We start from the raw sequence: 22,934 nt of genomic DNA, 5'->3' as shown, positions 1-22,934 counted from the left end.
GCTAAAGCGGCGCGATCGGCGCGTCCTTGACCCGGTCTAGCGCCAGCGCCGTGCGGACATTGCGGACATTCGGCAATGCCGTCAGGTCGGCGACGAAGTCCTGGAAGGCCTTGAGGTCGGTCGCGACGCATTTCAGGATGAAATCGATGTCACCCGACAGCGTCCAGCATTCGCGCACCAGCGACCAGCTGCGGATGCGCTCCTGGAAGATGGCGAGATCGGCTTCGGCCTGGCTGGCGAGATGGACGAAGGCGAAGCAGACGACCTCGATGCCGAGCTTGCGCTCGTCGAGCAACGCGCGATAGCCGGTGATCACGCCGGCTTCTTCGAGCGCGCGAACGCGCCTGAGGCAAGGCGGCGGCGATATGCCAACCCGGCTCGCGAGCTCGACATTGGTCATGCGCCCGTCACTCTGCAGCTCCGTAAGGATGCGGAGATCGATCTCGTCGAGTTTGGCGCGCACAAATCCTCCTGAAAAAGAGCCGCGCAGGTGTAGACGGGCCATCGAAGCGTTACAAGGCATCGACCCACGCCAATCCCGGGCCAAACCGCCGTGCCGACAGAAAAGATGCCATCCCTCTGGGTTTTGACCGACGGCAAGGCCGGCGACGAGGTGCAGTGCCTCGGCGTCGCCGAACGCATGGGCGTCGTCCCGGAAATCCGCCGCATCAATCCCGGCAAGCCCTGGAGCTGGCTGATGCCGCGCGGGCCGATCGATCCACGCGAAGCGCCCGACCGGCCAGGCAGCCCGATCCGGCCCCCCTTCCCCGACATTGCAATCGCCTCGGGCCGCCGCGCTGTCGCCTATCTGCGCGCCGTCAGGAAGGCCTCGAACGGAGCGAGCTTCACCGTCTTCCTCAAGGATCCCCGCATCGGGACGAGTGCCGCCGACCTGATCTGGGTTTCCGAGCATGACCGCCTGCGTGGCGACAACGTCCTGGTGACGATCACTTCGCCGCATCGGCTGGCGCCGGATGCCCTTGCCGCCGCTCGGGCTGCCCCGCCGCCGGCGATCGCCGCGCTACGCTCGCCACGCGCCGCGGTGCTGGTCGGCGGCGACAGCCGCCACCATAGCTTCCGGCCGGAGGATATCGAACGCTTCGCCCGCGAGCTCGATGCGCTCGCCAGATCGGGCGTTGCGCTGATGGGCTCGCGCTCGCGCCGGACGTCGCCGGCGCTCGACGTCGCGATCGGCGAGGTCTTCCGTCGTCATGGCGGCTGGTGGTGGGACGGCTCGGGCGCCAACCCCTATGTGCCGCTGCTCGCCAATGCCGACGCCATCGTCGTCACCGCCGATTCCACCAACATGATCGGCGAGGCGGCTGCGACCGGCGTGCCGATCCTCGTCTTCGAGCCGCATGGCGGGCATGGCAAGCTCGCCAGGTTCCTGGAGGCACTGAAGCGCTACGGCGCTGTGCATCACTTCCAGGGCAAGCTTGATGGCTCCCGCTACGAACCGCTAGATTCGACCGGAACGATCGCCGCAGCGGTGCTCGACGGCTGGCGGCGTCACAAGGCAGCGATGGGGCTGGCGTAAGGCCGCCCCGATACCGATATCACCGGCTCGTTCCGGCTCAGGAAGCAAAGACATGGCTCATATCCACGCCAAGGTGATGATCATCGGCTCCGGCCCTGCCGGCTACACCGCCGCGATCTATGCCGCCCGCGCCATGCTGGAGCCGGTGCTGATTTCCGGCCTGCAGGCGGGCGGCCAGCTGATGATCACCACCGATGTCGAGAACTATCCAGGCTTCGCCGACGTGATCCAAGGCCCGTGGCTGATGGAGCAGATGCAGGCCCAGGCTCAGCACATGGGCACGAAGATGGTCTCCGACCACATCGCCCGCGTCGACCTCTCGCAGCGCCCGTTCCGGCTCTGGGGCGATGGCGGCGATACCTATTCCTGCGATTCGCTGATCATCTCGACCGGCGCCCAGGCCAAATGGCTCGGCCTGCCCTCGGAACAGGCCTTCCAGGGCTTCGGCGTCTCGGCCTGCGCCACCTGCGACGGCTTTTTCTTCCGCAACAAGCAGGTCGTGGTGATCGGCGGCGGCAACACCGCAGTCGAGGAAGCGCTCTATCTCGCCAATCTCGCGTCCAAGGTCACGCTTGTGCACCGGCGCGATTCGCTGCGCGCCGAGAAGGTGATGCAGGAGCGCCTTTTCAAGCATCCGAAGATCGAGGTGATCTGGGATTCGGAGGTCGCGGAAATCCTCGGTGGGACGCAGCCGCCCTCCGTGACCCATGTGCGCCTGCGCAACCTGAAGAGTGGCGCGGTGCAGGACCTGCCGACCGACGGCGTCTTCGTCGCCATCGGCCACAAGCCGGCGACGGAGCTCTTCGTCGGCCAGCTCGCCATGCGTGATTCCGGCTATCTCGAGGTCACGCCGGGCACGACCCAGACCAATGTGCCCGGTGTCTTCGCCGCCGGCGACGTCACCGACGAGCATTACCGACAGGCCGTGACCGCGGCCGGCCTCGGCTGCATGGCGGCTCTCGACGCCGAGCGCTGGCTGATGGCCCAGGAGTTGGGCGTGCGCGAAGCGGCGGAATAGCGGGAAGCAGAACCCATCACTGGAATTGATCAGTTCCAGCACGATATTAAGGGCGAAAATCAACGGTCCCGGCAAAGGAGTCGTTGACCGGACACTGCTATCCCCCCATCATGCGTTGAACGCATAACACGGGGGGAACGCGGTGGATTGGGACCGCATCCGAATCTTCTACACGGTTGCTGAATCGGGAAGCTTCACCAAGGCCGGAGACGGGCTCGGCCTCAGCCAATCGGCTGTGAGCCGCCAGATCGGTGCGCTGGAGCGCGAATTACGCGCGCCTTTGTTCCATCGGCATACGCGCGGCCTCATTCTCACCGAGCAGGGCGAACTGCTCTGGCGCGCCGCGCGCGAGATGACGCAACGCCTGGAGCGGACACGCGCCCAGCTCTCGGAGACGCGCGAGCATCCCTCGGGCGAGCTCAAGGTCACCGCGACGCGCGGCCTCGGTGGGCATTGGCTGACACCACGTTTGGCCGAGTTCCTCGACCTCTATCCCGACATCAAGGTCGAGCTGATCCTCACCGACGAGGAGCTCGACCTCTCGATGCGCGAGGCCGACATCGCGATTCGCCTGCGCCAGCCGCAGCAGCCCGATCTGATTCAGCGCCGGCTCTTCACCGTGCACTTCCACGTCTACGGCTCGCCGGCCTATATCAAGCGCTTCGGCGAGCCGAAGACCTATGAGGAGCTCGACAACCACCGGCTGCTCTCCTTCGGCGCCTCCTCGCCGTCCTATCTGACGGCAGTGCACTGGCTCGGCACGCTTGGCCGCGACCAGCGCAATCCGCGTCCGATCCATCTCACCGTCAACAACATCACGGCGATGAAGCGTGCGGTCGATTCGGGTGCCGGCATCGCGATCCTGCCCGACTACCTGATCGAGGCCGGCTCCCCGCTCGTGCAGTTGATGCGCGAGACCGAGATGCCGCAGCTCGAAAGCTATCTGGTCTATCCCGAGGAGATGAAATCGGTCGCCCGCGTGCAGGTCTTCCGCGATTTCCTGATCCAGAAGGCCCAGCGCTGGACCTATTGAAAAACAGGCGGGCGCTGCCGCAAATCGCGGCAGCGCCCTGCCGTATGCCGGCTCCGCATGCGTACCACGCGCGGTCTCTTGGGAATTGTGACGAATTATAGCAATGAGTCATGTCGCCAGCGCATAACCGACCCGCCCAATGCTGCATTGCGAAAAGGCAGGGAGTGCCCGATATTTCACTCACGGTTGTTCGGAACGGGCTCCGCATCTCCTCCCGGCGTTGAGTTCGTTCCAGCCGTTCCCCTCTGAGATGTTTGGCGCTTTTGCGCTGGATGTTTCAAACTTTCAGGCCGGCTCCTTCGGGACGCCGGCCTTTTTTCTTGCCTTCTTCGGCGCTATCTTTTCAGACTAGTCCACGCGCCGTCCCATGGGGATGAACCGCGCCGTCATTCGGGGCGGCCTGCAGCGCCGAGCCCCTATGCGCTACCTGTTCAAAAAAGAGCTCCGTCATCTCGGTCGCAGCGAAGCGGAGCGCCGGAATGACGAGGGCGAAGGAATAGGCCCGAGCGCCTATTTCGCGGTCCTGACCTCGCTGCGAAACAGCGTGATCCAGTCGTCCGAGCCGATGCCGCGGCATTCTCCCATCATGCTGAACCCGGTCAGGGCGAAGCCGGTGCCGGTCCAGGCATAGCCGCCCAGGGCGCCGCAATCGCCGATGCCGCGCCCCTTGGCGAAATACTCGATGCGGCCGGTCTTCGGCTCGAACGCGCCATTGACCAGCGTGTTCTTCTCGCTGTCGTCGGTCCAGGGGAACTCGACGGGCCGGGCGCTCGCCACGGCACCGTTCTCGACGATCCAGAAGGCGTTGGAGGCATTGTAGGCGCCGAGCGAGCAGGTCAGCGAGACCAGGCTGCGCCTGGCATCGAGCCGCCAGGCCATGTCCTGCTTCGTGGTCATCTCGCCATCTTCGCACTGGTCGGGATCGCGCTGCTTGATCTGCCTGCGCAAGGCCGCCGCGAGCGCCTTGGCATCCTTCTCCGAGAGCGCACCGCTGGCGGGCCTGGCCGTGATCACCGGCATCGCCGGAGCGGCCGGAGCAGTTCCGACGCTGCCCTTCCGGATCAGGGCCGTCGGCGTGTTGAGCCTGCCCTGCTGCTCGTCGATCCAGAGCAGCGCCGCGACGGCGCCGGAGAGTGAAACCTCGGCCGTAGCGCCAGGAATGACGACCGACAGTTTCGTCGCCTTGCGCGCCGCATCGATGAACGCCGTCATCTCGGCCGGCTGGAAGGTCACTGTCGCCAAGTCGGCATCGGCCGCGACCGGCATGGATTTGCCGCCGGCCGGGAAGGCCGCGCCATCGAGCTTGAGCTCGACGGTGAGCGGCGGCTTCTGCCATTCGCCGCGCAGCCGCAGGACCAATTTGGCAGCCCCTTCCGGCCCAGCCGGGCGCTCCAGACGCAGATAGGCGATCGTGTCGGTGCCGTCGGAGGGGACGGACAGCGCCGTGCAGCTCTTGAGATTGTCGCAGCCGGCCATCCAGTCGCGGAAGCCCTTCGGCTGAGGCACAGCCGCCAAGGCCAGCGCCGGCAGCATAGCGAGCGCACTCCCTGAAGCGAGCGCCCTCACCCGATCAGGAACCCTGTTCCCAGCGCTGTGCCGCATCGTCGTCATCCGCCTTGGCTTCGACCCAGCCGCCGAGCGTGCCGTCGGCGAGATGCTCGCGCTTCCAGAACGGGGCGCGGGTCTTGAGGTAGTCCATCAGGAAATCGGCGGCTTCGAAAGCCTCGCGGCGATGGCTGGAGGCCGCGATGACCAGCACGATCTGCTCGCCCGGCCTGATCAGCCCATAGCGATGGATGGCGACGAGACCCGAGAGCGGCCAGCGTTCGGCCGCCTCGGCGGCGACTCGGGCGATCTCGGCCTCGGCCATCCCCGGATAGTGTTCCAGCTCGAGCGCCGCGAGCCGGCCGCTCTCGTCGCGGCAGAGGCCGGCGAAGCTGACGACAGCGCCGATATTCGTACTGCCTGATGTCAGCGCCGCCATCTCGGCGCCGATGTCGAAATCCTCGCTCTGGATGCGGACGAGCGGCGTCATGTCCGGCCCTGCAAGGTCAGCCGCCGGTCATCGGCGGGAAGAAGGCGATCTCGCGTGCGCCGGCGATGGTCGTGGCCGGCTTGGCGTGAGTCTGGTCGATCGCTGCACGCACGATCGATTCGTTCTCGAAGGCGAGCTCATAGCCCTCGCCGCGGCTTTTCAGCCAGCGCACCAGGTCGGCGATGGTCGCCGTGCCGGCGGGCGGCGTCACGGTTTCATCGGTGAGCCCGACGCGCTCGCGCACCCAGGCGAAATAGACCAGCTTCAGGCTGGCGGGTTCGGTGGTTGCCATGGTCATGACGCGCGCTCGTCCTCCTCGACGAGATGGCGGATGCCGGAATTCAGGTAGTCCCAGCCGGTATAGATCGTCAGCAGCGCCGCGACCCACAGCATCACGATCCCGATCTGGGTGTTGTACGGCAGGACCTTGTCCCCGGCCGGGCCGGCGACGAGAAAGCCGAGCGCGAACAACTGCGCCGTCGTCTTGTATTTGGCGACCTTGCTGACGGGAACGCTGACCTTCAGCTCGGCCAGGAACTCGCGCAGGCCCGAAACCAGGATTTCACGGCAAAGGATGACGATCGCCGCCCAGATCGCCCAGCCCTTGATCGTCTCGGTGTGGACCAGCATCAGCAGCAGGGCGCAGACCAGAAGCTTGTCGGCGATCGGATCGAGCATGCGCCCGATCGCCGATTGCTGGCCCCAGCTTCGGGCGAGCCAGCCGTCGAGATAGTCGGTGACGGCGGCGACGACATAGATTCCCAGCGCGGTCCAGCGGGCCCAGTCGTCCCAGGGCCAGAACAGCAGCGCAACCAGCGCCGGAATCGCGACGATCCGGCCGTAGGTGAGAAGGTTCGGCAGGGACCATGGTCCCCGGCGGCGGATGGCTTCGTTGAGACTCGTCACGACGCTCACCAAAGCAGCCCCTTCATGACAGCGTCAACACGCAAGAGTGTGACCCCGCCATTCCGCTCAATGCTCATGGAAGTGGGCATGCACCGCCTTCGCCGTCGCGGCGTTGACGCCGGGGGTCCGCATCAGGTCGTCGAGCTTGGCGCGCTGGATCGCCTTCACCGTGCCGAAATGCAGCAGCAGTGCCCGTTTGCGCGACGGGCCGATGCCCGGAATCTCGTCGAGTGGGTTGGTCTTGATGTCGCGCTTGCGCTTGGCGCGATGCGTCCCGATGGCGAAGCGGTGGGCCTCGTCGCGCAGGCGCTGGATGAAGAACAGGGCCGGATCGCGCGGCGGCAGCTTGAACGGCTCCTTGCCGGCCATGAAGAAGGTCTCGCGCATGGCGTTGCGGTCTTCGCCCTTGGCGATGGCGACGAGCGCGATATCGGTGACGCCGCATTCGGCCATGATCTTGCGAGCAGCCTCGAACTGCCCCTTACCGCCGTCGACGATGACGAGGTCGGGGCGCGACGGGAAGGTTGAGTCGTCGGGTTCGACGGGCTCTGATACTGCCGAAAGAGGGGCCTCCTCTCCCTGCTTGCGGGGAAGAGCCAGAGAGGGGGGTATGCCACCCTCGACATCTGGTGGGCTGGCCTCAGGAGCGTTCGCTGGTGCGATACCCCCCTCCGCCAGAAGGGGAGAAGGCTCCCGCGCCTCGTCCGGCACGGTTGAAGCCGTCCCGCTCTCCTTCGCCAGCCGTGTGAACCGCCGCTTCAGCACCTCGCGCATCATGCCGAAGTCGTCGCCGGCGATGGTGTCGGACGAGATATTGAAGGTGCGGTAATGGCTCTTCATGAAGCCGTCCCGCCCGGCGACGACCATGCCGCCGACCGCATTGGTGCCCATGATGTGCGAGTTGTCGTAGACCTCGACGCGGCGTGGTGCTCTCTCGAGGCCGAAGGCGGTGCCGAGCGCATTGAGCAGGCTCTGCTGGCCGGCGCTGTCGGCGAGCTTGCGGGCGAGCGCCTCATGCGCGTTCTTCTGGGCATGGGCGACGAGATCGCGCCGCTCGCCGCGCTTGGGCGTCGCCAGCTCGACCTTGCGGCCGGCGCGCTCACACAGGGCCTGCGCGATCAGGTCGGCCTCAGCCAAATCATGCGAGAGCAGCACCAGCTTCGGCGGCGGCTTGTCGTCGTAGAACTGGGTGACGACGGAAGCGAGCACCTCGGCCGGGGTCAGGCTCTTGTCGGCGCGCGGGAAGAGCGCGCGATTGCCCCAGTTCTGCTTGTTGCGGAAGAAGAAGATCTCGACGCAGAACTGCCCCGCCTGCTCGTCGATGGCGAAGACGTCGGCCTCCTCGACCCCTTGCGTGTTGATGTCCTGCCCGGCCTGCACGGCGGAGAGCGCCGCCAGCCGGTCGCGGTAGCGCGCCGCCTTCTCGAATTCGAGCTCCTCGGCCGCCGCCTGCATGCGCCTGGAGAGCAGTTCCTTCACCGCCGAGGAACGGCCGGAGAGGAAGGCGCGCGCCTGGTCGGCGAGGCCCTGATAATCGGTATGCGAGATCTCGCCGGTGCAAGGGCCGGAGCAGCGCTTGATCTGGAAGAGCAGGCAGGGCCGCGTGCGGTTCTCGTAATAGCTGTCCGAGCAGGAGCGCAGCAGAAACGCCTTCTGCAGGGCGTCGATCGTGCGCTCGACCGCCCAGACCGAGGCGAAGGGGCCGAAATAGTCGCCCTTGCGCTGGCGCGAGCCGCGATGCTTGGCGATCTGCGGCGCCGGATGGTCGCCGGACAGGAAGATGTAGGGGAAGGATTTGTCGTCGCGCAGCAGCACGTTGTAGCGCGGCCGCAGCTGCTTGATCAGGTTCGATTCGAGCAGCAGCGCCTCGGTCTCGGTGCCGGTGGTGACGAACTCCATGTTCGCCGTCTCGGCGATCATGCGCGCCACGGCACTGGTGTGCGCCATGCCGCGGGCATAGGCCGTGACGCGGTTCTTCAGGCTCTTGGCCTTGCCGACATAGAGCACCTCGCCGGCGCGATCGAACATCCGGTAGACGCCGGGCCGGTTCGGCAGGTGCTTGGCGAAGTCGGCGATCACCTCGATGCCGGCCTTCAGCGCGCTGGGGGCGGCTTCGCCGAGGTCGAGCCCGGCTTCGGGCGGGGGAAGGATGTCCTCCTCGTCCTTGAAGTCGTCGTCCGGCAGCTCTTGCTCCGGTGGCTCTTGGCGTTCGCGATTCATGACCTGCATGTAGGATGCCGCAGCCGCTTCGTCATGTCAGGAGCGCGGCGGAATTCGGCAACGTCTCATTCGCCATTCCGAAGGGTTGCGCTTCGGGTGACCTGCAAGGTGCGGTAGAAGCAGGCCTTCGCTCCCTTCGAGATCACACCATGGCTGTCGATTGGCTCGTAAAGGCTGCATTGTTCGTCCCGGCCTTCATGGCGATCACCGCGCTTTGCGTCTGTCTGCAGCGGCGGCGGGCGCGGCGGCATGGCGAATGGCGCTATCTGACGCCCGGCCCGTATCTCTGGCTCGGCCTGTTCTCCGGCCTCCTCGTCACCGCCGTCGCGACACTGGTGGTCTGGGGCGAGCGCGTCGATCGGACCTCCGGCCTGCTCTTCACCAGTGCCTCCGCCGGCCTCACCCTCTTCCTCGCCGCCAGCGCCCTGATCGAGCAGGTGCGCTGGAACGGCGAGCGCGTCGAGCGCCGGACGGTCACCGGCCGAGTGATCTCGCTGAGTTGGAACGAGCTTGCGCGGATCGGTGTGGACTGGTCGAGCTATCTTTGGATCTCCTCCTTCGACGGGCCGCGCCTGCGCATCTCGACCTATGACAACGGCTTCGACGAGCTCGCCTTGATGATCCGGGACCATCTGCCGACGGACTTGCCGCCGGCCTCGCCGGAACTCGACGGAGAGCCGATGCTGGCGGAGGCACGGGCACGTGGCCGGGCTTGAGCGCGGCTCTCTGACCACTTGACCGGGATGCCGTGCCGCCTGCATCACCGCACCGCGCAACCCGGACCCCTCGCCCATGCCCGTCTTCGCCCTCCCGTTTCCGGTGATCGACCCGGTCGCGCTGCAGCTCGGCCCGCTCTCGATCAAATGGTATGGGCTCGCCTATGTCGTCGGCCTGCTCGGCGGCTGGTGGTATGCGCGCAAGCTCGCCGCGGCCGAGGCGCTCTGGGGAGGACGCAGGCGGCCCGAGGTCGATTCGCTCGACGATTTCCTGCTGTTCGCTGCGCTCGGCGTCGTGATCGGCGGCCGGCTCGGCTTCGTGCTGTTCTATAATCTCGGCGAGTACCTCGCCAATCCGCTGGAGATCTTCGCGGTCTGGAAGGGCGGCATGTCCTTCCATGGCGGGCTCGTCGGCGCTGCGGTCGGCCTGTGGGTCTTCGCCATCAGGCGCGGCTACCCGCCGCTCTCGGCGCTCGATCTGGGTGCTGCGGTCGCGCCGATCGGCCTGTTCCTCGGCCGCATCGCCAATTTCGTCAATGGCGAGCTCTGGGGCCGCCCGGCGCCGGACGTGCCCTGGGCGATCGTGTTTCCGCATGGCGGCCCGGTGCCGCGCCATCCGAGCCAGCTCTACGAGGCCTTCAGCGAAGGGCTGCTCCTGCTGGTGCTGCTGATGATCGTCGTCCGCGTGGGGGGCCTGAAGCGCCCCGGTCTCGTCGCCGGGCTCTTCGGCATGGGCTATGGCATCGCCCGCACCACCTGCGAGTTCTTCCGCGAGCCCGATCCGCAGCTCGGCTTCCTGTTCGGGACGAGCTGGCTGACAATGGGCATGGTGCTGTCGGCGCCGCTGTTCTTCGCCGGCCTCGTCCTCGTCCTCCGGCGTAAGGAGCCGGCTGAAGCGTGAGCCTCCTGGCGCAGGAACTCGCGGAGCTGATCCGCCAGGAGGGACCGCTCGGCGTCTCCCGCTACATGGCGTTCTGCCTCGGCCATCCCCGCCACGGCTACTATATGAAGCAGGACCCGTTCGGCGCCGACGGGGACTTCACCACCGCACCCGAGATCAGCCAGGTCTTCGGCGAACTGATCGGTCTCTGGGCCGCGAGCGTCTGGCAGGCGATGGGTGCGCCGGCCTCGATCCGCCTGGTCGAGCTCGGGCCGGGGCGCGGCACGCTGATGCAGGACATGCTGCGGGCGGCGGGGGCGCTGCCGGCCTTTCGCGAAGCGCTCTCGGTTCATCTGGTCGAGACCAGCCCGGTGCTGCGTGAGCGGCAAAGAGAGGCGCTGGTTGCGAGCGTAGCGCAGCCGCACTGGCATGATCGGATCGACCAGGCGCTGGACGGCCCGGCGATCGTCGTTGCCAACGAGTTCCTCGACGCATTGCCGCTCGACCAGTTCGTGCGCACGCCGGAAGGCTGGCGCGAGCGGCTGATCGGGGTGGATGACGAAGGCGAGCTCGCATTCGGCTTGGCGGGAGAGGCCGACAACTCGCTTTCGGGCGGTGCTCCGGTCGGCTCGGTGCTGGAACAGCCCACCGCCGCATTGGAAGCGGTCGCGGCCATCGCCCGCCATGTCGCAACCGCAGGCGGCGCCGGGTTGTTCATCGATTACGGCCCGGCCCGCTCCGGCTTCGGCGATACGCTGCAGGCGCTGAAGCGCCATGCCTTCGTCGACGTGCTGGTCGAGCCGGGCGATACCGACCTCACAGTCCATGTCGACTTCGCCCGGATGGCGCAGACGGGGCTCGCGGCCGGAGCGGCGGCGCACGGCCCGGTTACGCAGCGCGACTTCCTGTTGGCGCTCGGGCTGCAGCAGCGCTTCGAGGCGCTGTCCCGCCGCGCGACGCCGGCACAGGTCGAGACCCTCGCCAGCGGAATCGAACGTCTGATCGAGACCGGGCCGGCGGCGATGGGCGAGCTCTTCAAGGTACTGGCGGTGGCCGACCCGAAACTGCCGCTGCTGCCCGGATTTGACCTTCATCGCCTGCCAGAGCAGGGCCGCCCCTGAGAATGGATGCACCGCCATGTTCATCACCTCGCCCGAGCTCGCCCAACAACCGGGTATTCGCCACGCCTTCTTCACCCGGGAGGGCGGCGTCTCCGGCGGGATCTACGCTTCGCTGAATGGCGGGCTCGGCTCGAATGACGACCAGGCCCATATCGCCGAGAATCGCGCCCGCATGGCTAGGCAGATGGGCGTCGAGCGCGACCGGCTGGTCAGCGTCCACCAGGTGCATTCGCCGGATGTGGCCGTGGTCACCGGCCCCTGGCCAGGGGAGCGGCCCAAGGCCGATGCGATGGTCACGATCGCGCATGGCGTCGCGCTCGGCATCTCCACCGCCGATTGCGGCCCGATCCTGTTCGCCGACTCCGAGGCCGGTGTGATCGGCGCCGCCCATTCCGGCTGGAAGGGCGCCTTCACCGGCGTGATCGGCGCCACCGTGACCGAGATGGAGAAGCTCGGCGCCAGGCGCGAGCGGATCATCGCCGTGCTCGGCCCGACGATCAGCGCCGCGGCTTACGAAGTCGGCCCGGAGTTCATCGAGCGCTTCAAGGGCGAGAACGCAACCTTCTCCCGCTTCTTCCACGCTTCCGAGCGGCCGGCACATGCAATGTTCGACCTGCCGGCCTTCATCGCCCATCGCGCGCAGGAGGCGGGTATCGGCCGCTTCTACGACATGGCCCTGTGCACCTATGGCGACGAGGCGCGCTTCTACAGCTACCGCCGCACGACTCACCGGCAGGAGGCCGATTACGGGCGACTGATCTCGGCGATCGCGCTCGGCTGAATCCCGCTCGAACTGTTCTGTATAAGAGAGCGGATGACGCTTCCGGTGGCTAAGTCCAAGCAACGTCGCGTTGCATGATTGGCTTTCCGGCGAGTTCGAGTTGCATGCACTCTGGCGCAGGCGCATCCTCCCTTTGCCATCCACCTTGGCTGAGGGATTGAACATGGAACAGATCCTGATGAACCTGGTCGCAGGCGCGATCGGTGGCAATGCGGCCGGCAAGGCCTCTCCTACCTTTGATATCGGTACCATCGGCAACACCATCGCCGGCCTGGTGGGCGGCGGTGTGCTCGGGCAGCTCATTCCCATCGTGTTGCCTGCGATTTCGGCTGCGGCGATGGGCGGCAATCTCAGCGTCGGCGGCGTCATCACCAACCTGATCAGCGGCGGCGCCGGTGGTGCCATCCTCACCGCGATCATCGGCGCCATCAAGAACAAGGCCGCGGCCTGATCCTTCCGCCTCGGAGCTGCCGCCCCGGCGGCGGCTCCCCTTGCGACAGGATCAGTCGACGATGTCTGGCGTGCGCCAGGCAATGTGCTGGCCGGCATCGACCGCGATCATCTGGCCGGTGATCGCCTTGGCGCGCGCCAGATAGAGCACGGCCTCGGCAACGTCGTCCCCCTCGACCTTGCGCCCGAGCGGCGTGCCGCCGACCTCCGCCGCCAGCCGCGCTTCGCCGTCATGCGGATTCGCGAAGGTCGGGCCCGGGCCGACCGCGTTGACCCGGATGCGCGGCGCGAGGGCCTGCGCCATCGTCGTCGTCGCCGTGAGCAGCGCAGCCTTGGTCAGCGTGTAGGAATAATATTGCGGCGTCAGCTTCCAGACGCGCTGGTCGACGATGTTGACGATCGCGCCCCGGCACTCCGCCGGCAGGCGATTCGCCATTGCCCCGGCAAGAACGGAGGGCGCCCGCAGATTGATCGAGAACTGGCGATTCCAGGTGGGCACATCCAGTGCGGTCAGATCGTCGACCAGGAAACTCGAGGCGCTGTTGACGAGCAGGCTGACGGGACCGAGCGCGGCTTCCGCCTCCGGCACGATCCGCTCGACCGCCGCGGGATCGACGAGGTCGGCGACGACGACATGGGCCCGGCCGCCTGCCGCGCCGATCTCGTCCACCAGTGCCAGCGCCTCGGCGCGCGAGCTGTTGCAGTGGACGGCGACCGCATAGCCGGCCTCGGCCAGGCGCAGGACAATGGCGCGGCCGATGCGCCTTGCCCCGCCGGTGACGAGGGCGACCTCAGCCACCGGGGCCTCCATTGCCGTTGCCGCGGACGCTGCGACGCTGCAGCCGGCGCTCCCAATGCTTGGCGACGCGCAGATAGCGGTAGAAGGCGTAGTTCATCGCGGTCATGAAGCCATAGACCCCGCGCAGCATGTGACGCCGCCCGATATAGGCCTTGATGAAGTTCGCTGGAAATTCCGCGACTAGGCGGAAGACGGACAGCGTCTCGCCGCGCGCGTCGAGATCGTCGGCCTGCGCATCGCTGTAGGCATTGAGCTTCTGCATCTGCTCGCCGAGCGAACGCACCGAATAATGATGGATCGTGCCCTTGAGCTTGCCGACGCGCGCGCCTGGCGCAAGGTCGACACGGTCATGCACCGGCGACGGCGAATAGCGCCCCTTGTCGGCCCGGTAGAGACGGACCGGCGAGAGCGCATAGGCGAAGCGGTGCGGCGCCCCCTCTCCCGGGAAGATCTCGGCGATGCGCAGGCGATAAGCGTCGCAGGCCGGCTGGCCCTCGGCGAACAGCGCGGCGATCTCTGCGACGAGCTCCGGCGGCGTCACCTCATCGGCGTCGAGGTTGAGCAGCCAGGGATGGCGGCATTGCTCCTCGGCGAAGCGCTTCTGCGGTCCATAGCCCGGCCAGCCACGCTCGATCACGCGCGCGCCCAGATTCATGGCGATATCCTGGGTGCCGTCGGTCGAGCCGGAATCGATCACGACAATGTCGTCGCTGAGGCCGCGGACAGCAGCGATCGTGCGCCCGATGCGGTCGGCTTCGTCGCGCGCGATGATGAAGATCGAAAGCGGTGGCACGCAGGTCTCGGCGGGAAAGGCGGGGCCAGTCGGCTAAAGCATGGGTCGGAGCGGCCTGCAAGCAGTCGGCGCATGACGGGGCTGCACTTGCGAGGGAACCAAAAGCCGATCCAGGCGATTATGTGATCGTGGCCCGTAGTCGCTGCCGTTGCGTTAGTATTCGGTTAGCCAATTCACACTGCCTTAACAAAGACTAACCGAAATTGATCAATATGCCTTGCCTGTTCCGGATCGTGCCGCAATTTCGCCTCGGTCTGACCAGCACATGTGTTCTCGCCGCAACAGACACGGCCCGTCACCTGCCTTATAACGAGGCTACTGAAATCACCCGCCGGCCAGCGCCGGGAATACGATGACTAAGGAGTTTGTCATGAAGAAGTATCTGCTTTCGGGCGTTGCGGCCCTCGGCCTCATCGCTGCCGGCGCTGCCTCCGCTGCCGACCTGCCGAGCCGCAAGGGCCCGGTCGTTGCTCCGGTTTACGTTCCTGCCTTCACCTGGACCGGCTTCTACGTCGGTGCCAACGCCGGCTACGGCTGGGGCAACATGGACTCGCGTGGCGTCAGCGCCTTCGGCGATCTCGACGGCTTCGTCGGCGGTGGCCAGATCGGCTACAACTACCAGCTCGGCCAGATCGTCCTCGGCGTCGAAGCCGACTTCCAGGGCGCTGACCTGAAGGCTGGCCCGAGCTTCGCCGGCCTCGGCATCGTCAGCGAAGGCAAGACCGAGTGGTTCGGCACCGTCCGCGGCCGCGTCGGCTTCGCCTTCGACCGGTTCCTGCCCTACGTCACCGCTGGTCTTGCCTACGGCAACGTGAAGACCACCCTTGTCCCGGGCGTGACCATCAACGGCCTGAACTCGGACTCGAACACCCACACCGGCTGGACCGTCGGCGGCGGCGTCGAGTACGCCTTCACCAACAACCTGGTCGGCGGCGTCGAGTACCTCTACGTCGACCTCGGCGACAAGCGCGTCTTCAATGGCGGCGACAAGGTCAGCACGGACTTCTCGGTGGTCCGCGCCCGCCTCAGCTACAAGTTCTGATTTTCTCCTCCCGGAGACGGAACGAACCCGGTGGCCTAGGCCACCGGGTTTTTTGTTGTCTTGAAGCGTTGGAACATCGTTCTGGGTAAGCTGCAGGGCCAATTCAGCCGCAGCGAAACGGAACGCCAGAATCCATCCTGGGGTTCAGCGACCTACGAAGATTTCCGGAGCTGCGCGGATCCGCCGCTAATCCGGAATGACGACACATTCTGATTAGGCGAGCGCTAGCCCTTGAAGCGTGTCGCCTCGAAAGCCGGCACCTTGGCCGCGAAGCCGTCGAGCCAGGCGACCAGAGCCGGATGATCGGCGCGCCAGACCCCGTCGAAGCGCAGATCGAGATAGCCGAGAGCGCAGGCAAGCGCGATCTCGCCGATGCGCGGGCGCTCGTAAGCGGGCGGCGCGGCTTCGAGCGTAGCCAGCGCCCGGGCGATCTTGCCGGCCTGATTTTCGGTCCAGGGCCGGCTCCGCATCTCAGGTGATCGCAGGCGAACCTCGTAAACCTGCAGCAGCCCGGCATCGCAGATGCCGTCGGCGAGCGCCTGCAGGCGCAGTTGCGCGAAACGCGCCTCCCCGGCCGGGAAGAGCCTGTCGCCGCCGACGAGGTGATCGAGATACTCGATGATCACCCGGGAATCGAACAGCGTCGAGCCATCCTCGAACACCAGGGTCGGGACCTTGCCGAGCGGATTCTGGCGCCGCAGCGATTCCGCCGGATCGTTGGTGTCGGCCGGCACCACCTCGACCCGCCCCTCCAGCCCGAGTTCGGCAATGGCGATCTTGACCTTGCGGCCGAAGGGCGAGGTCGGGGAGGAGCGCAGGATCAGCATCGGTGCAGCCTTCGGGTTGGCAGGACGAGCGGTCAGCCGTCGGGGCGAATCGCCTCGCAGCGATAGCGCGGGCGCGGCCCCTGCGCGAGCCGTTCGCACAGGGCCGGCAGCAGGATCTCCGCCTCCTGAGCCAGCAGCCAGGGCGGATTGACCAGGAGCATGCCGGTTGCGCTCAGGCCACCGGCAGCGTCGGGGCGATCGACGTTGATCTCCATCCGGAGCAGCCGCCCGATGCCAGCATCGAGAATCGAATCGAGCAGGCCTTCGACTGCACGCTCCTCCTTGATCGGATACCAGAGCGCGTAGATGCCGGTCGGCCATTTACGATGCGCCGCGATGAACTCGGCGGCGAGCGTCGCGAACTCGTCCTTCTCCTCGAAAGGCGGGTCGATCAGGACCAGGCCGCGCCGCTCCTTGGGCGGGACATTGGCGCGCAGCGCGGTCCAGCCGTCGATCTCGAGCGCCTTGCAGCGCTCGTCGCGGCCGAGTGCCTGGCTCAGCTTGCGGAAGGTATTCTCATGCAGTTCGGCCGCGATCAGCCGGTCGTCCGCGCGCATGGCATGGCGGCAAAGCCACGGCGAGCCCGGATAGGTCTCAGCGCCGTACCGGCTGCGTGCAGCCGAGAGCGCCTCGCGCCAGGGTTTCAGCAGGGTCTCAACCTGCGGCGCGAGCGGCGCCTGGTCGAGCCGCGCGACGCCGTCGCGCCATTCATGGGTCTTCAGCGCCTCCTCGGAGCCGAGATCGTAGCGGCCGGCACCGGCATGGGTGTCGATCACGCGCCACGGCTTGTCCTTGGCGTTGAGATGCGTGAGCACGCGCATCAGCACGACATGCTTGAGCACATCGGCAAAATTGCCGGCATGGAAACCGTGGCGGTAGTTCATCTCGTCAGCGAATCGCGTTGACGCGGAAATCGCGGGCGCGGCAGCCGGAACGATCGACCTCGCCACAGCTGCGGAAGCCGCGCAGGTCCTTGCTGAAGCAGATGCGCACCTCCTCCAGCACGCCGCGCCGGCAGGAAACCGACATCATGTCGGTGCGCAAGCCCGGATTGGCGTCGACGAAGGCCCGTTCGAGATCGAGCACCGTCCAGTTCCTCTCGCTGTCGACGCGCGCCAGCGCCGGCGGAAGCTTGACCTTCTCCCGGGCGCGGCGGACATCGGCGAAATAGTCGGACGGGCTTGAGCCGGAGCAGGTGCCGTGCTTGCGCCACTGATAGCGCGCGAGACTTTCGGTCGGGAACAGGCCCTCGGCCTGATCCATCGCCATGCGCGACGGGCTTCGGCCGGAGGGGCCGCAATCGCTCGGAAATCCCCGCTCATATTGCGGCCAGAGGCCGTGCACGACGAAGCCGAGATTGGCGCCCGGGGCGCATTGCTCGCGATTCCGTCCGCGCCCGCCGTCGATCTCGCAGAAGCCCGGCGACCAGGACAGGGCCAGGACGTAGAAATCGAAATCGCCCGGTGTACCGCCGCGATCGTGGCGGCCTTGCGCCAGGGCGGTGCCGCCGAGCGCGCAGAAGGCAAGCAGGCCGGCGGCGATTCGCTTCAGTCGCATATCTGCGCTTTGATCAGGGACGGGCCATCTTGCAATCGGGAGCATAGGAGCGGTGGCGATCGAGCCCCGAAACGCACCAGTTGACGTTCCAAGTGTAGCCGAACAGGCCGAGATTCTCGCGCACCGAATAATCGACCCGTCGCAGCACGCCGTCATTGGTCAGGACGCGCGCGGTACAGAAGCGGCGCGGGATGAAATCATCGCCCCAGGGACGCCAGGCGATCGGCTGGACGCGGTCGAATGTGACCGCCTGCAACGGACCCCAGAACTTGGCCTCGCGCGAGTTGAAGCGGCTGGTGATCTCGCCGAGCACCGCCGGATCCTCGCAGGCCGGCAGATTGCCATACATCGGGATGATGCGCTCTTCCGCCCGGTCGGCGGGATGGACGTAACGTCCGCCTGCCGCTTGGGCGGACAGGCCGCTCAGGCAGATCGCGGCTGCAAGGGTGGAGAAAAGGGAAACCCGGCGCATGGGGGCCTCGTGCGGGGAAGAGTCAGCTGCCATCACGATGGCGACGGGGCCGGTCCCGGTCAAGGCGGCGGAGCGCTCGCACCGCCTGTCGAGCGGCCTCTGTGGTATTTCGATCGTGCCGGATGCGCCGCCAGGGCGGAGCCCGGACACGGCATCAGCGATTTGTCGCGAAGTCGCCATGCTCGCGGGACGGCGAGCATGGCGATGACGAGATATGACTCAGGCCGCAACCTTGGAAGCCTGCCGGACCTCGTCCGAATAGTCTTCCATGATCACCTTGCCCATATTGCCGGTGACGAACTTGTAGGGGCCGATCTCGGAGACCAGCGTCACCTCGGCAGCCGAGCCGGTGATGAAGCACTCGGCGAAGCCTTCGATCTCTTCCGGCCGGATGCGGCGCTCGACCACCTCGAAGCCGCGCTTCCGGCACAGGTCGATCACCGACTGTCGGGTGATGCCGTTGAGGAAGCGGTCGGCCAGCGGGGTGTGGACCACGCCGTCCTTGATGAAGAAGATGTTGGCGCCGGTGCACTCGGCGACATTGCCTTCCCAGTCGAGCATCATCGCATCGGCATAACCGGCGCGCTCGGCCTTGTGCTTGGAGAGCGAGCAGATCATGTAGAGCCCCGCCGCCTTGGCGTGGACCGGCGCGCAGGCCGGATCGGGCCGGCGGTATTCGGCAAGGTCGAGCCGCACGCCCTTCAGCTTCTGCGCCATGTCGAACATGCTCGGCCACTCCCACACCGCGATCGCCGTGTGGATGGTGTTGTTCATGCCCGAGACCGCCATCATCTCCGAGCCGCGCCAGGCGACCGGGCGCAGATAGGCGTCCTTGAGGCCGTTCTCCTTCAGGCAGAGATACTTGGCGGCATCGATCTCCGCGACCGAATACGGGATCGTGAAATCCATGATCTCGGCCGACTTGTGCAGGCGCTGCGAGTGCTCGGTGCACTTGTAGATCACGCCGTCATAGGCGCGCTCGCCCTCGAAAACGCAGGAGCCATAGTGCAGGCCATGGGTGAGTACGTGCACCTTGGCCTCCTTCCACGGCACGAGCTTGCCGTCGAACCAGATGACGCCGTCGCGCTGGTCGAAAGGAATGACAGACATGATACAGTCCTCCAGGTGCTTTTCTTGCCGCCACTCCGCCACAGGCCGGAAAGGCGTGCAAGCGCGGTATCTATGCTGCGCCGAGACCGGCACTTGCGACATAATCGGTCGCCCCGCGTGCTTGACCGGTAATCTTACGTCTGAGATATGTCAACAAGGCTGACATAAAAAATGAGCGTGATGGTGAGCACACCCGTATTGCATCCAGCGTCTGCCGTCCCATCCGAGGCGCCTGATACCTCAGTGCCTTACGAGTTGATCGAGCTGTTCTTCTTCGCCTATCGCGACTTCGTCGGCGATCCCGACCGCATCCTCGCCGATTACGGCTTCGGCCGCGCGCATCACCGCGTCCTGCATTTCGTCGAGCGCCGGCCGGGGCTGACCATCGCCGAGCTCCTCGACATCCTGCAGATCACCAAGCAGAGCCTCAACCGCGTCCTGAAGGAGCTGGTCGAGACCGGCTTCGTCGAGTCGCGCACGGGAACGCAGGACAAGCGCCAGCGCAACCTCTACGCCACCCAGGCCGGCCGCGAGCTCGCCGTCAGGCTGGCGCAGCTGCAGGGCAGGCGCATCAACGGCGCGCTCGCCCAGGTCGGACCTGAGGCGGGCGAGATCGTCGCACGCTACCTCGCGGGCTTGATCGACCCATCCGAGCGCAGGAAGGTGCAGGACGCGCTCGCCGGGCCGCGGTGACGAGACGACGACACAGGATGACGATGCGCAGGATTCTCTTCGGCTTCGCCGCCATGACGGGCTTCGTCACAGCAGCGGCAGCGCAGGACGTGACCGGCAACCTCAAGGGCCCCGCCGCCGAGAGCGTGACCCGCTATCTCAAGCAGACCCGCATCCCCTGCTATACGCAGAAGGGCGAGGAGACGTGCCGGATCATCGATACTGCCAGCGATGCCAGCCTGTTCCATGGCAGCTTCAAGAATGATCCGACGCCCCATGCCGTCGCCTTCGTCAGCTATCAGTACGACCAGACCGGCAACGCGATGAACCAGATGGCGATCGTGTTCAGGGAGGCCGGTGGCCGCTGGATGCCGGTCGGCCGCGTCGATGAGACGGTCGGCACGGAGCCCCGCCAGGTCCAGTTCGGCCAGGGCGTCATCGCCTATACCGGCACGGTCCTCGGCCCGAACGATTCCCGCGCCAATCCGACCGACCGCGGCCGCTTCAGCCTCAAGGTCACCGACCGGGGCGTGACCTTCGGCAAGGCCGGCCGGTGAGAGCAGATCGCGTCCGGCGGCAGGCCAGGCACGCCAGACGCGTTGCAGAACGTTAGACAATGTTATCTGGGACCTCCCCAGGTGCGGGCCTGAGTTCGGGCGGCCTATGCTATCCTGATGCGAAGGCAGTGGCGCATCGGCCGGTGCCGGAGGCGGAAAAAGGAGCCCAGATGGCGGCCAGCGTGCTCAAGCCAGTGCCCGACGAGGCCCCGCATATACTGGTGGTCGATGACGATCGCCGCCTGCGCGACCTGTTGGCGCGCTTTCTCGGCGACCATGGCTACCGCGTCACCACCGCTGCCAACGCCGCTGACGCCGATAATCGCCTCGGCCATCTCGTCTTCGACGCCATGGTGCTCGACGTGATGATGCCCGGGGAGAACGGCTTCGACTTCGCCCGCCGCCTGCGCAAGAGCTCGCAGGTGCCGATCCTGATGCTGACCGCCCGCGCCGATTCGAACGACCGCATCAACGGCCTGGAGATCGGCGTCGACGACTATCTCTCAAAGCCCTTCGAGCCGCGGGAGCTGATCCTGCGCCTCGGCAATGTCCTCAAGCGCAACGCCCAGCCCGAGGCGCCGTCTGCGCCGATGCGGCCGGACTATGTCCGCTTCGGCCCCTTCATCTACGGCCTCGCCCGCGGCGAACTGCGCCAGGGCGAGGAGTCGATCCGCCTGACCGAGCGCGAGCGCGAGATCCTGACCACATTGGCCGAACGCGCCGGCGAGCATGTGCCGCGCGAGCAGCTGGCCAACCAGGGCTCCGCCGCCAACGACCGCACCATCGACGTGCAGATCAACCGGCTGCGCCGCAAGATCGAGCGCGATCCCGCCGACCCGCTTTATCTCCAGACCGTGCGCGGCATCGGCTACCGCCTCGTCGTCGACAGGACCTGACCGGCATGGCCGACGCTTCGCTCAGGCGTCGCCTTGTCCCGCTCGCCGCGCGGACGCTGGCGAAGCTGCGCATCGCCAGCGGCAAGGGCATGTCGGCACTCTCCGCCGCGATAACGCCGCTCCGGCGCCTGCCGGAGCGCTGGCTGCGCCCGGTCGCGCGCATCATGCCCAAGGGGCTCTATCCGCGCGCCCTCGTCATCGTCATCGCGCCGGTGGTGCTGCTGCAATCGGTCATCGCATATGTCTTCATGGAGCGGCATTGGCAGACGGTGACGCAGCGCCTGTCCTCGGCCGTCTCGTCGGAGATCGCGACGCTGATCGACGTCTATGAGAGCTATCCGCAGGACGACCAGGCGACGGTGATCGGCCGCATCGCCGAGGAGCGGCTCGGCATGGATGTCGAGATCCTGCCCGATACCGACCTGCCGGCGCCCGGCACCCGCCCCTTCTTCTCGCTGCTCGACAGTGCGCTCTCGGCCGAGCTCGCCCAACAGGTCAAGCGGCCTTTCTGGCTCGACACGGTCGGCCGCTCCAGCCTGATCGAGATCCGGATCAAGATCGGCAAGGACGTGATGCGGGTGCTGACCCGCCGGAGCCAGGCCTATGCCTCGAACAGCCACATCTTCCTGCTCTGGATGATCGGCACCTCGCTGATCCTGCTCACCATCGCAGTGCTGTTCCTGCGCAATCAGATCCGGCCGATCCTGCGTCTGGCCGACGCCGCCGAAGCCTTCGGCAAGGGCCGCGACGCCGATTTCCGGCCGCGCGGCGCACGCGAGGTCCGCCGTGCCGGCAATGCCTTCATCGAAATGAAGCGGCGCGTCGAACGCTCGATCGGCGAGCGCACCATGATGCTGAACGGCGTCAGCCACGATCTGCGCACCATCCTGACGCGGTTCAAGCTCTCTCTTGCCCTTCTCGACAAGTCGCCAGATCTCGAGGCTCTCGAGAAGGATGTCGACGAGATGAGCCGCATGCTCGAGGATTATCTCGCTTTCGCGCGTGGCGATGCCGGCGAGGCACCGGTCGAGACCGATATCCGCGCCTTGCTGGAGACGCTCAAGGCCGATGCCGAACGCCAGGATCACCAGACCGAGCTCACCGTGGTCGGGGACCCGCTTGTCGTCGTCCGGCCCGACGCGATCCGGCGCCTGCTCACCAATCTGGTTTCGAATGCCGCGCGCTTCGGCGACCGCATCGCCATCCGCGCAACCCATGACGCGCGCTATCTGATCGTCATGGTCGATGATGACGGCCCGGGCATCCCGCCCGAGTTGCGCGAAGACGTGTTCAAGCCATTTTTCCGCGCCGACGAGGCCCGCAACGTCGACGGCGGCGGCACCGGCCTTGGCCTCGCCATCGCGCGCGACATCGCCCGCTCGCATGGTGGCGACATCATGCTGGGCGAGTCGCCGCTCGGCGGCCTGCGCGCCACGGTCAGGCTGCCGGTCTGAGCGTGCGGCTTCCACAGGCGGCTCGCGTAACCGCACTGTATTTCCGGGGCTTTGCACA

General features: G+C 66.6%; 26 protein-coding genes. 13 read left to right on the top strand and 13 right to left on the bottom strand.

Going from position 1 to position 22,934, the window contains the following annotated elements:
* Nucleotide 1: 1 nt before the first annotated feature.
* Nucleotides 2-463: an Lrp/AsnC family transcriptional regulator gene (locus V7S63_RS09550; RefSeq protein WP_091842906.1), complete on the bottom strand. Its 462-nt coding sequence runs from the start codon at nt 461-463 to the stop codon at nt 2-4.
* 105 nt (nt 464-568) lie between these two features.
* Here V7S63_RS09550 and V7S63_RS09545 point away from each other — a divergent pair, with 105 nt between their 5' ends.
* The 3 genes from V7S63_RS09545 (at nt 569) to V7S63_RS09535 (ending at nt 3,588) form a co-directional block, all read left to right on the top strand.
* Entirely contained in the window at nt 569-1,537 is a 969-nt protein-coding gene (locus V7S63_RS09545) for a mitochondrial fission ELM1 family protein (protein ID WP_336530036.1), read from the top strand.
* Between the two features lie 52 nt (nt 1,538-1,589).
* Nucleotides 1,590-2,555 (top strand): thioredoxin-disulfide reductase, encoded by a 966-nt coding sequence (gene trxB / locus V7S63_RS09540; RefSeq protein ID WP_336530035.1) that lies wholly within the window; start codon nt 1,590-1,592, stop codon nt 2,553-2,555.
* 142 nt (nt 2,556-2,697) lie between these two features.
* Nucleotides 2,698-3,588 carry a LysR family transcriptional regulator gene (locus V7S63_RS09535; protein ID WP_091842916.1) on the top strand — a complete coding sequence of 297 codons (891 nt, stop codon included), beginning with the start codon at nt 2,698-2,700 and terminating at the stop codon, nt 3,586-3,588.
* Between the two features lie 510 nt (nt 3,589-4,098).
* Here the strand turns inward: V7S63_RS09535 and V7S63_RS09530 are convergent.
* The 5 genes from V7S63_RS09530 to uvrC form a co-directional block, all read right to left on the bottom strand.
* Nucleotides 4,099-5,094 carry a DUF1176 domain-containing protein gene (locus tag V7S63_RS09530; protein WP_336530245.1) on the bottom strand — a complete coding sequence of 332 codons (996 nt, stop codon included), beginning with the start codon at nt 5,092-5,094 and terminating at the stop codon, nt 4,099-4,101.
* Between the two features lie 64 nt (nt 5,095-5,158).
* Nucleotides 5,159-5,623, bottom strand: coding sequence for a molybdenum cofactor biosynthesis protein MoaE (locus V7S63_RS09525; RefSeq protein WP_336530034.1), 465 nt, complete (start codon nt 5,621-5,623; stop codon nt 5,159-5,161).
* Nucleotides 5,624-5,639: 16 nt separating this feature from the next.
* Complete coding sequence (moaD, locus tag V7S63_RS09520) at nt 5,640-5,891, bottom strand: molybdopterin converting factor subunit 1 (RefSeq protein WP_091842978.1); 252 nt, start codon at nt 5,889-5,891, stop codon at nt 5,640-5,642.
* A gap of 26 nt (nt 5,892-5,917) precedes the next feature.
* Nucleotides 5,918-6,529 (bottom strand): CDP-diacylglycerol--glycerol-3-phosphate 3-phosphatidyltransferase, encoded by a 612-nt coding sequence (gene pgsA / locus V7S63_RS09515; RefSeq protein WP_199777558.1) that lies wholly within the window; start codon nt 6,527-6,529, stop codon nt 5,918-5,920.
* Nucleotides 6,530-6,595: 66 nt separating this feature from the next.
* Nucleotides 6,596-8,749 carry an excinuclease ABC subunit UvrC gene (gene uvrC / locus V7S63_RS09510; RefSeq protein ID WP_336530244.1) on the bottom strand — a complete coding sequence of 718 codons (2,154 nt, stop codon included), beginning with the start codon at nt 8,747-8,749 and terminating at the stop codon, nt 6,596-6,598.
* A gap of 149 nt (nt 8,750-8,898) precedes the next feature.
* Here uvrC and V7S63_RS09505 point away from each other — a divergent pair, with 149 nt between their 5' ends.
* The 5 genes from V7S63_RS09505 to V7S63_RS09485 all read left to right on the top strand — a co-directional run bounded on the left by V7S63_RS09505 (nt 8,899) and on the right by V7S63_RS09485 (nt 12,698).
* The gene (locus V7S63_RS09505) at nt 8,899-9,465 is read left to right on the top strand and encodes a hypothetical protein (protein WP_100964083.1); all 567 of its coding nucleotides are present in this window, start codon (nt 8,899-8,901) and stop codon (nt 9,463-9,465) included.
* A gap of 76 nt (nt 9,466-9,541) precedes the next feature.
* The gene (lgt, locus tag V7S63_RS09500) at nt 9,542-10,366 is read left to right on the top strand and encodes a prolipoprotein diacylglyceryl transferase (RefSeq protein WP_336530033.1); all 825 of its coding nucleotides are present in this window, start codon (nt 9,542-9,544) and stop codon (nt 10,364-10,366) included.
* Nucleotides 10,363-11,466 (top strand): class I SAM-dependent methyltransferase, encoded by a 1,104-nt coding sequence (locus V7S63_RS09495; protein ID WP_336530032.1) that lies wholly within the window; start codon nt 10,363-10,365, stop codon nt 11,464-11,466. The genes lgt and V7S63_RS09495 overlap by 4 nt, the downstream gene beginning before the upstream one ends.
* A 16-nt stretch (nt 11,467-11,482) precedes the next feature.
* The gene (gene pgeF, locus V7S63_RS09490) at nt 11,483-12,247 is read left to right on the top strand and encodes a peptidoglycan editing factor PgeF (protein WP_336530031.1); all 765 of its coding nucleotides are present in this window, start codon (nt 11,483-11,485) and stop codon (nt 12,245-12,247) included.
* Between the two features lie 163 nt (nt 12,248-12,410).
* Nucleotides 12,411-12,698, top strand: coding sequence for a hypothetical protein (locus V7S63_RS09485; protein ID WP_091842939.1), 288 nt, complete (start codon nt 12,411-12,413; stop codon nt 12,696-12,698).
* 51 nt (nt 12,699-12,749) lie between these two features.
* On the opposite strand, the gene V7S63_RS09480 is transcribed toward V7S63_RS09485, so the two are convergent.
* Both V7S63_RS09480 and V7S63_RS09475 read right to left on the bottom strand, forming a co-directional pair.
* The gene (locus tag V7S63_RS09480; protein ID WP_336530030.1) at nt 12,750-13,496 is read right to left on the bottom strand and encodes an SDR family oxidoreductase; all 747 of its coding nucleotides are present in this window, start codon (nt 13,494-13,496) and stop codon (nt 12,750-12,752) included.
* The gene (locus V7S63_RS09475) at nt 13,489-14,289 is read right to left on the bottom strand and encodes a glycosyltransferase family 2 protein (RefSeq protein WP_336530029.1); all 801 of its coding nucleotides are present in this window, start codon (nt 14,287-14,289) and stop codon (nt 13,489-13,491) included. The genes V7S63_RS09480 and V7S63_RS09475 overlap by 8 nt, the downstream gene beginning before the upstream one ends.
* Before the next feature lie 370 nt (nt 14,290-14,659).
* On the opposite strand from V7S63_RS09475, the gene V7S63_RS09470 reads away from it, so the two are divergent.
* The gene (locus V7S63_RS09470; RefSeq protein WP_100964093.1) at nt 14,660-15,331 is read left to right on the top strand and encodes an outer membrane protein; all 672 of its coding nucleotides are present in this window, start codon (nt 14,660-14,662) and stop codon (nt 15,329-15,331) included.
* A gap of 224 nt (nt 15,332-15,555) precedes the next feature.
* Here the strand turns inward: V7S63_RS09470 and V7S63_RS09465 are convergent, their stop codons facing one another.
* The 5 genes from V7S63_RS09465 to V7S63_RS09445 all read right to left on the bottom strand — a co-directional run bounded on the left by V7S63_RS09465 (nt 15,556) and on the right by V7S63_RS09445 (nt 19,297).
* Complete coding sequence (locus tag V7S63_RS09465) at nt 15,556-16,158, bottom strand: glutathione S-transferase (protein ID WP_336530028.1); 603 nt, start codon at nt 16,156-16,158, stop codon at nt 15,556-15,558.
* 32 nt (nt 16,159-16,190) lie between these two features.
* The gene (locus V7S63_RS09460; protein ID WP_091839367.1) at nt 16,191-17,042 is read right to left on the bottom strand and encodes a 23S rRNA (adenine(2030)-N(6))-methyltransferase RlmJ; all 852 of its coding nucleotides are present in this window, start codon (nt 17,040-17,042) and stop codon (nt 16,191-16,193) included.
* A 4-nt stretch (nt 17,043-17,046) separates the two neighbouring features.
* Entirely contained in the window at nt 17,047-17,715 is a 669-nt protein-coding gene (locus tag V7S63_RS09455) for a ribonuclease T2 family protein (RefSeq protein WP_442896444.1), read from the bottom strand.
* 13 nt (nt 17,716-17,728) lie between these two features.
* Nucleotides 17,729-18,187 (bottom strand): hypothetical protein, encoded by a 459-nt coding sequence (locus V7S63_RS09450; protein WP_336530027.1) that lies wholly within the window; start codon nt 18,185-18,187, stop codon nt 17,729-17,731.
* A 219-nt stretch (nt 18,188-18,406) separates the two neighbouring features.
* Nucleotides 18,407-19,297, bottom strand: coding sequence for a branched-chain amino acid aminotransferase (locus tag V7S63_RS09445; protein ID WP_336530026.1), 891 nt, complete (start codon nt 19,295-19,297; stop codon nt 18,407-18,409).
* A 180-nt stretch (nt 19,298-19,477) separates the two neighbouring features.
* On the opposite strand from V7S63_RS09445, the gene V7S63_RS09440 reads away from it, so the two are divergent.
* The 4 genes from V7S63_RS09440 to V7S63_RS09425 all read left to right on the top strand — a co-directional run bounded on the left by V7S63_RS09440 (nt 19,478) and on the right by V7S63_RS09425 (nt 22,876).
* Complete coding sequence (locus tag V7S63_RS09440; RefSeq protein ID WP_425285466.1) at nt 19,478-19,990, top strand: MarR family winged helix-turn-helix transcriptional regulator; 513 nt, start codon at nt 19,478-19,480, stop codon at nt 19,988-19,990.
* Nucleotides 19,991-20,013: 23 nt separating this feature from the next.
* Entirely contained in the window at nt 20,014-20,526 is a 513-nt protein-coding gene (locus V7S63_RS09435) for a hypothetical protein (protein WP_336530025.1), read from the top strand.
* Between the two features lie 170 nt (nt 20,527-20,696).
* Complete coding sequence (locus V7S63_RS09430; RefSeq protein ID WP_091839347.1) at nt 20,697-21,422, top strand: response regulator; 726 nt, start codon at nt 20,697-20,699, stop codon at nt 21,420-21,422.
* An 89-nt stretch (nt 21,423-21,511) separates the two neighbouring features.
* Entirely contained in the window at nt 21,512-22,876 is a 1,365-nt protein-coding gene (locus tag V7S63_RS09425; protein ID WP_100964264.1) for an ATP-binding protein, read from the top strand.
* Nucleotides 22,877-22,934: the final 58 nt, after the last annotated feature.

This window comes from Allobosea sp. CCNWLY174, from assembly GCF_037120455.1.
GTDB lineage: Bacteria > Pseudomonadota > Alphaproteobacteria > Rhizobiales > Beijerinckiaceae > Allobosea > Allobosea lupini.
Note: the sequence above shows the minus strand (reverse complement) of the source record. Positions and strands in the feature narration are given on the sequence as shown.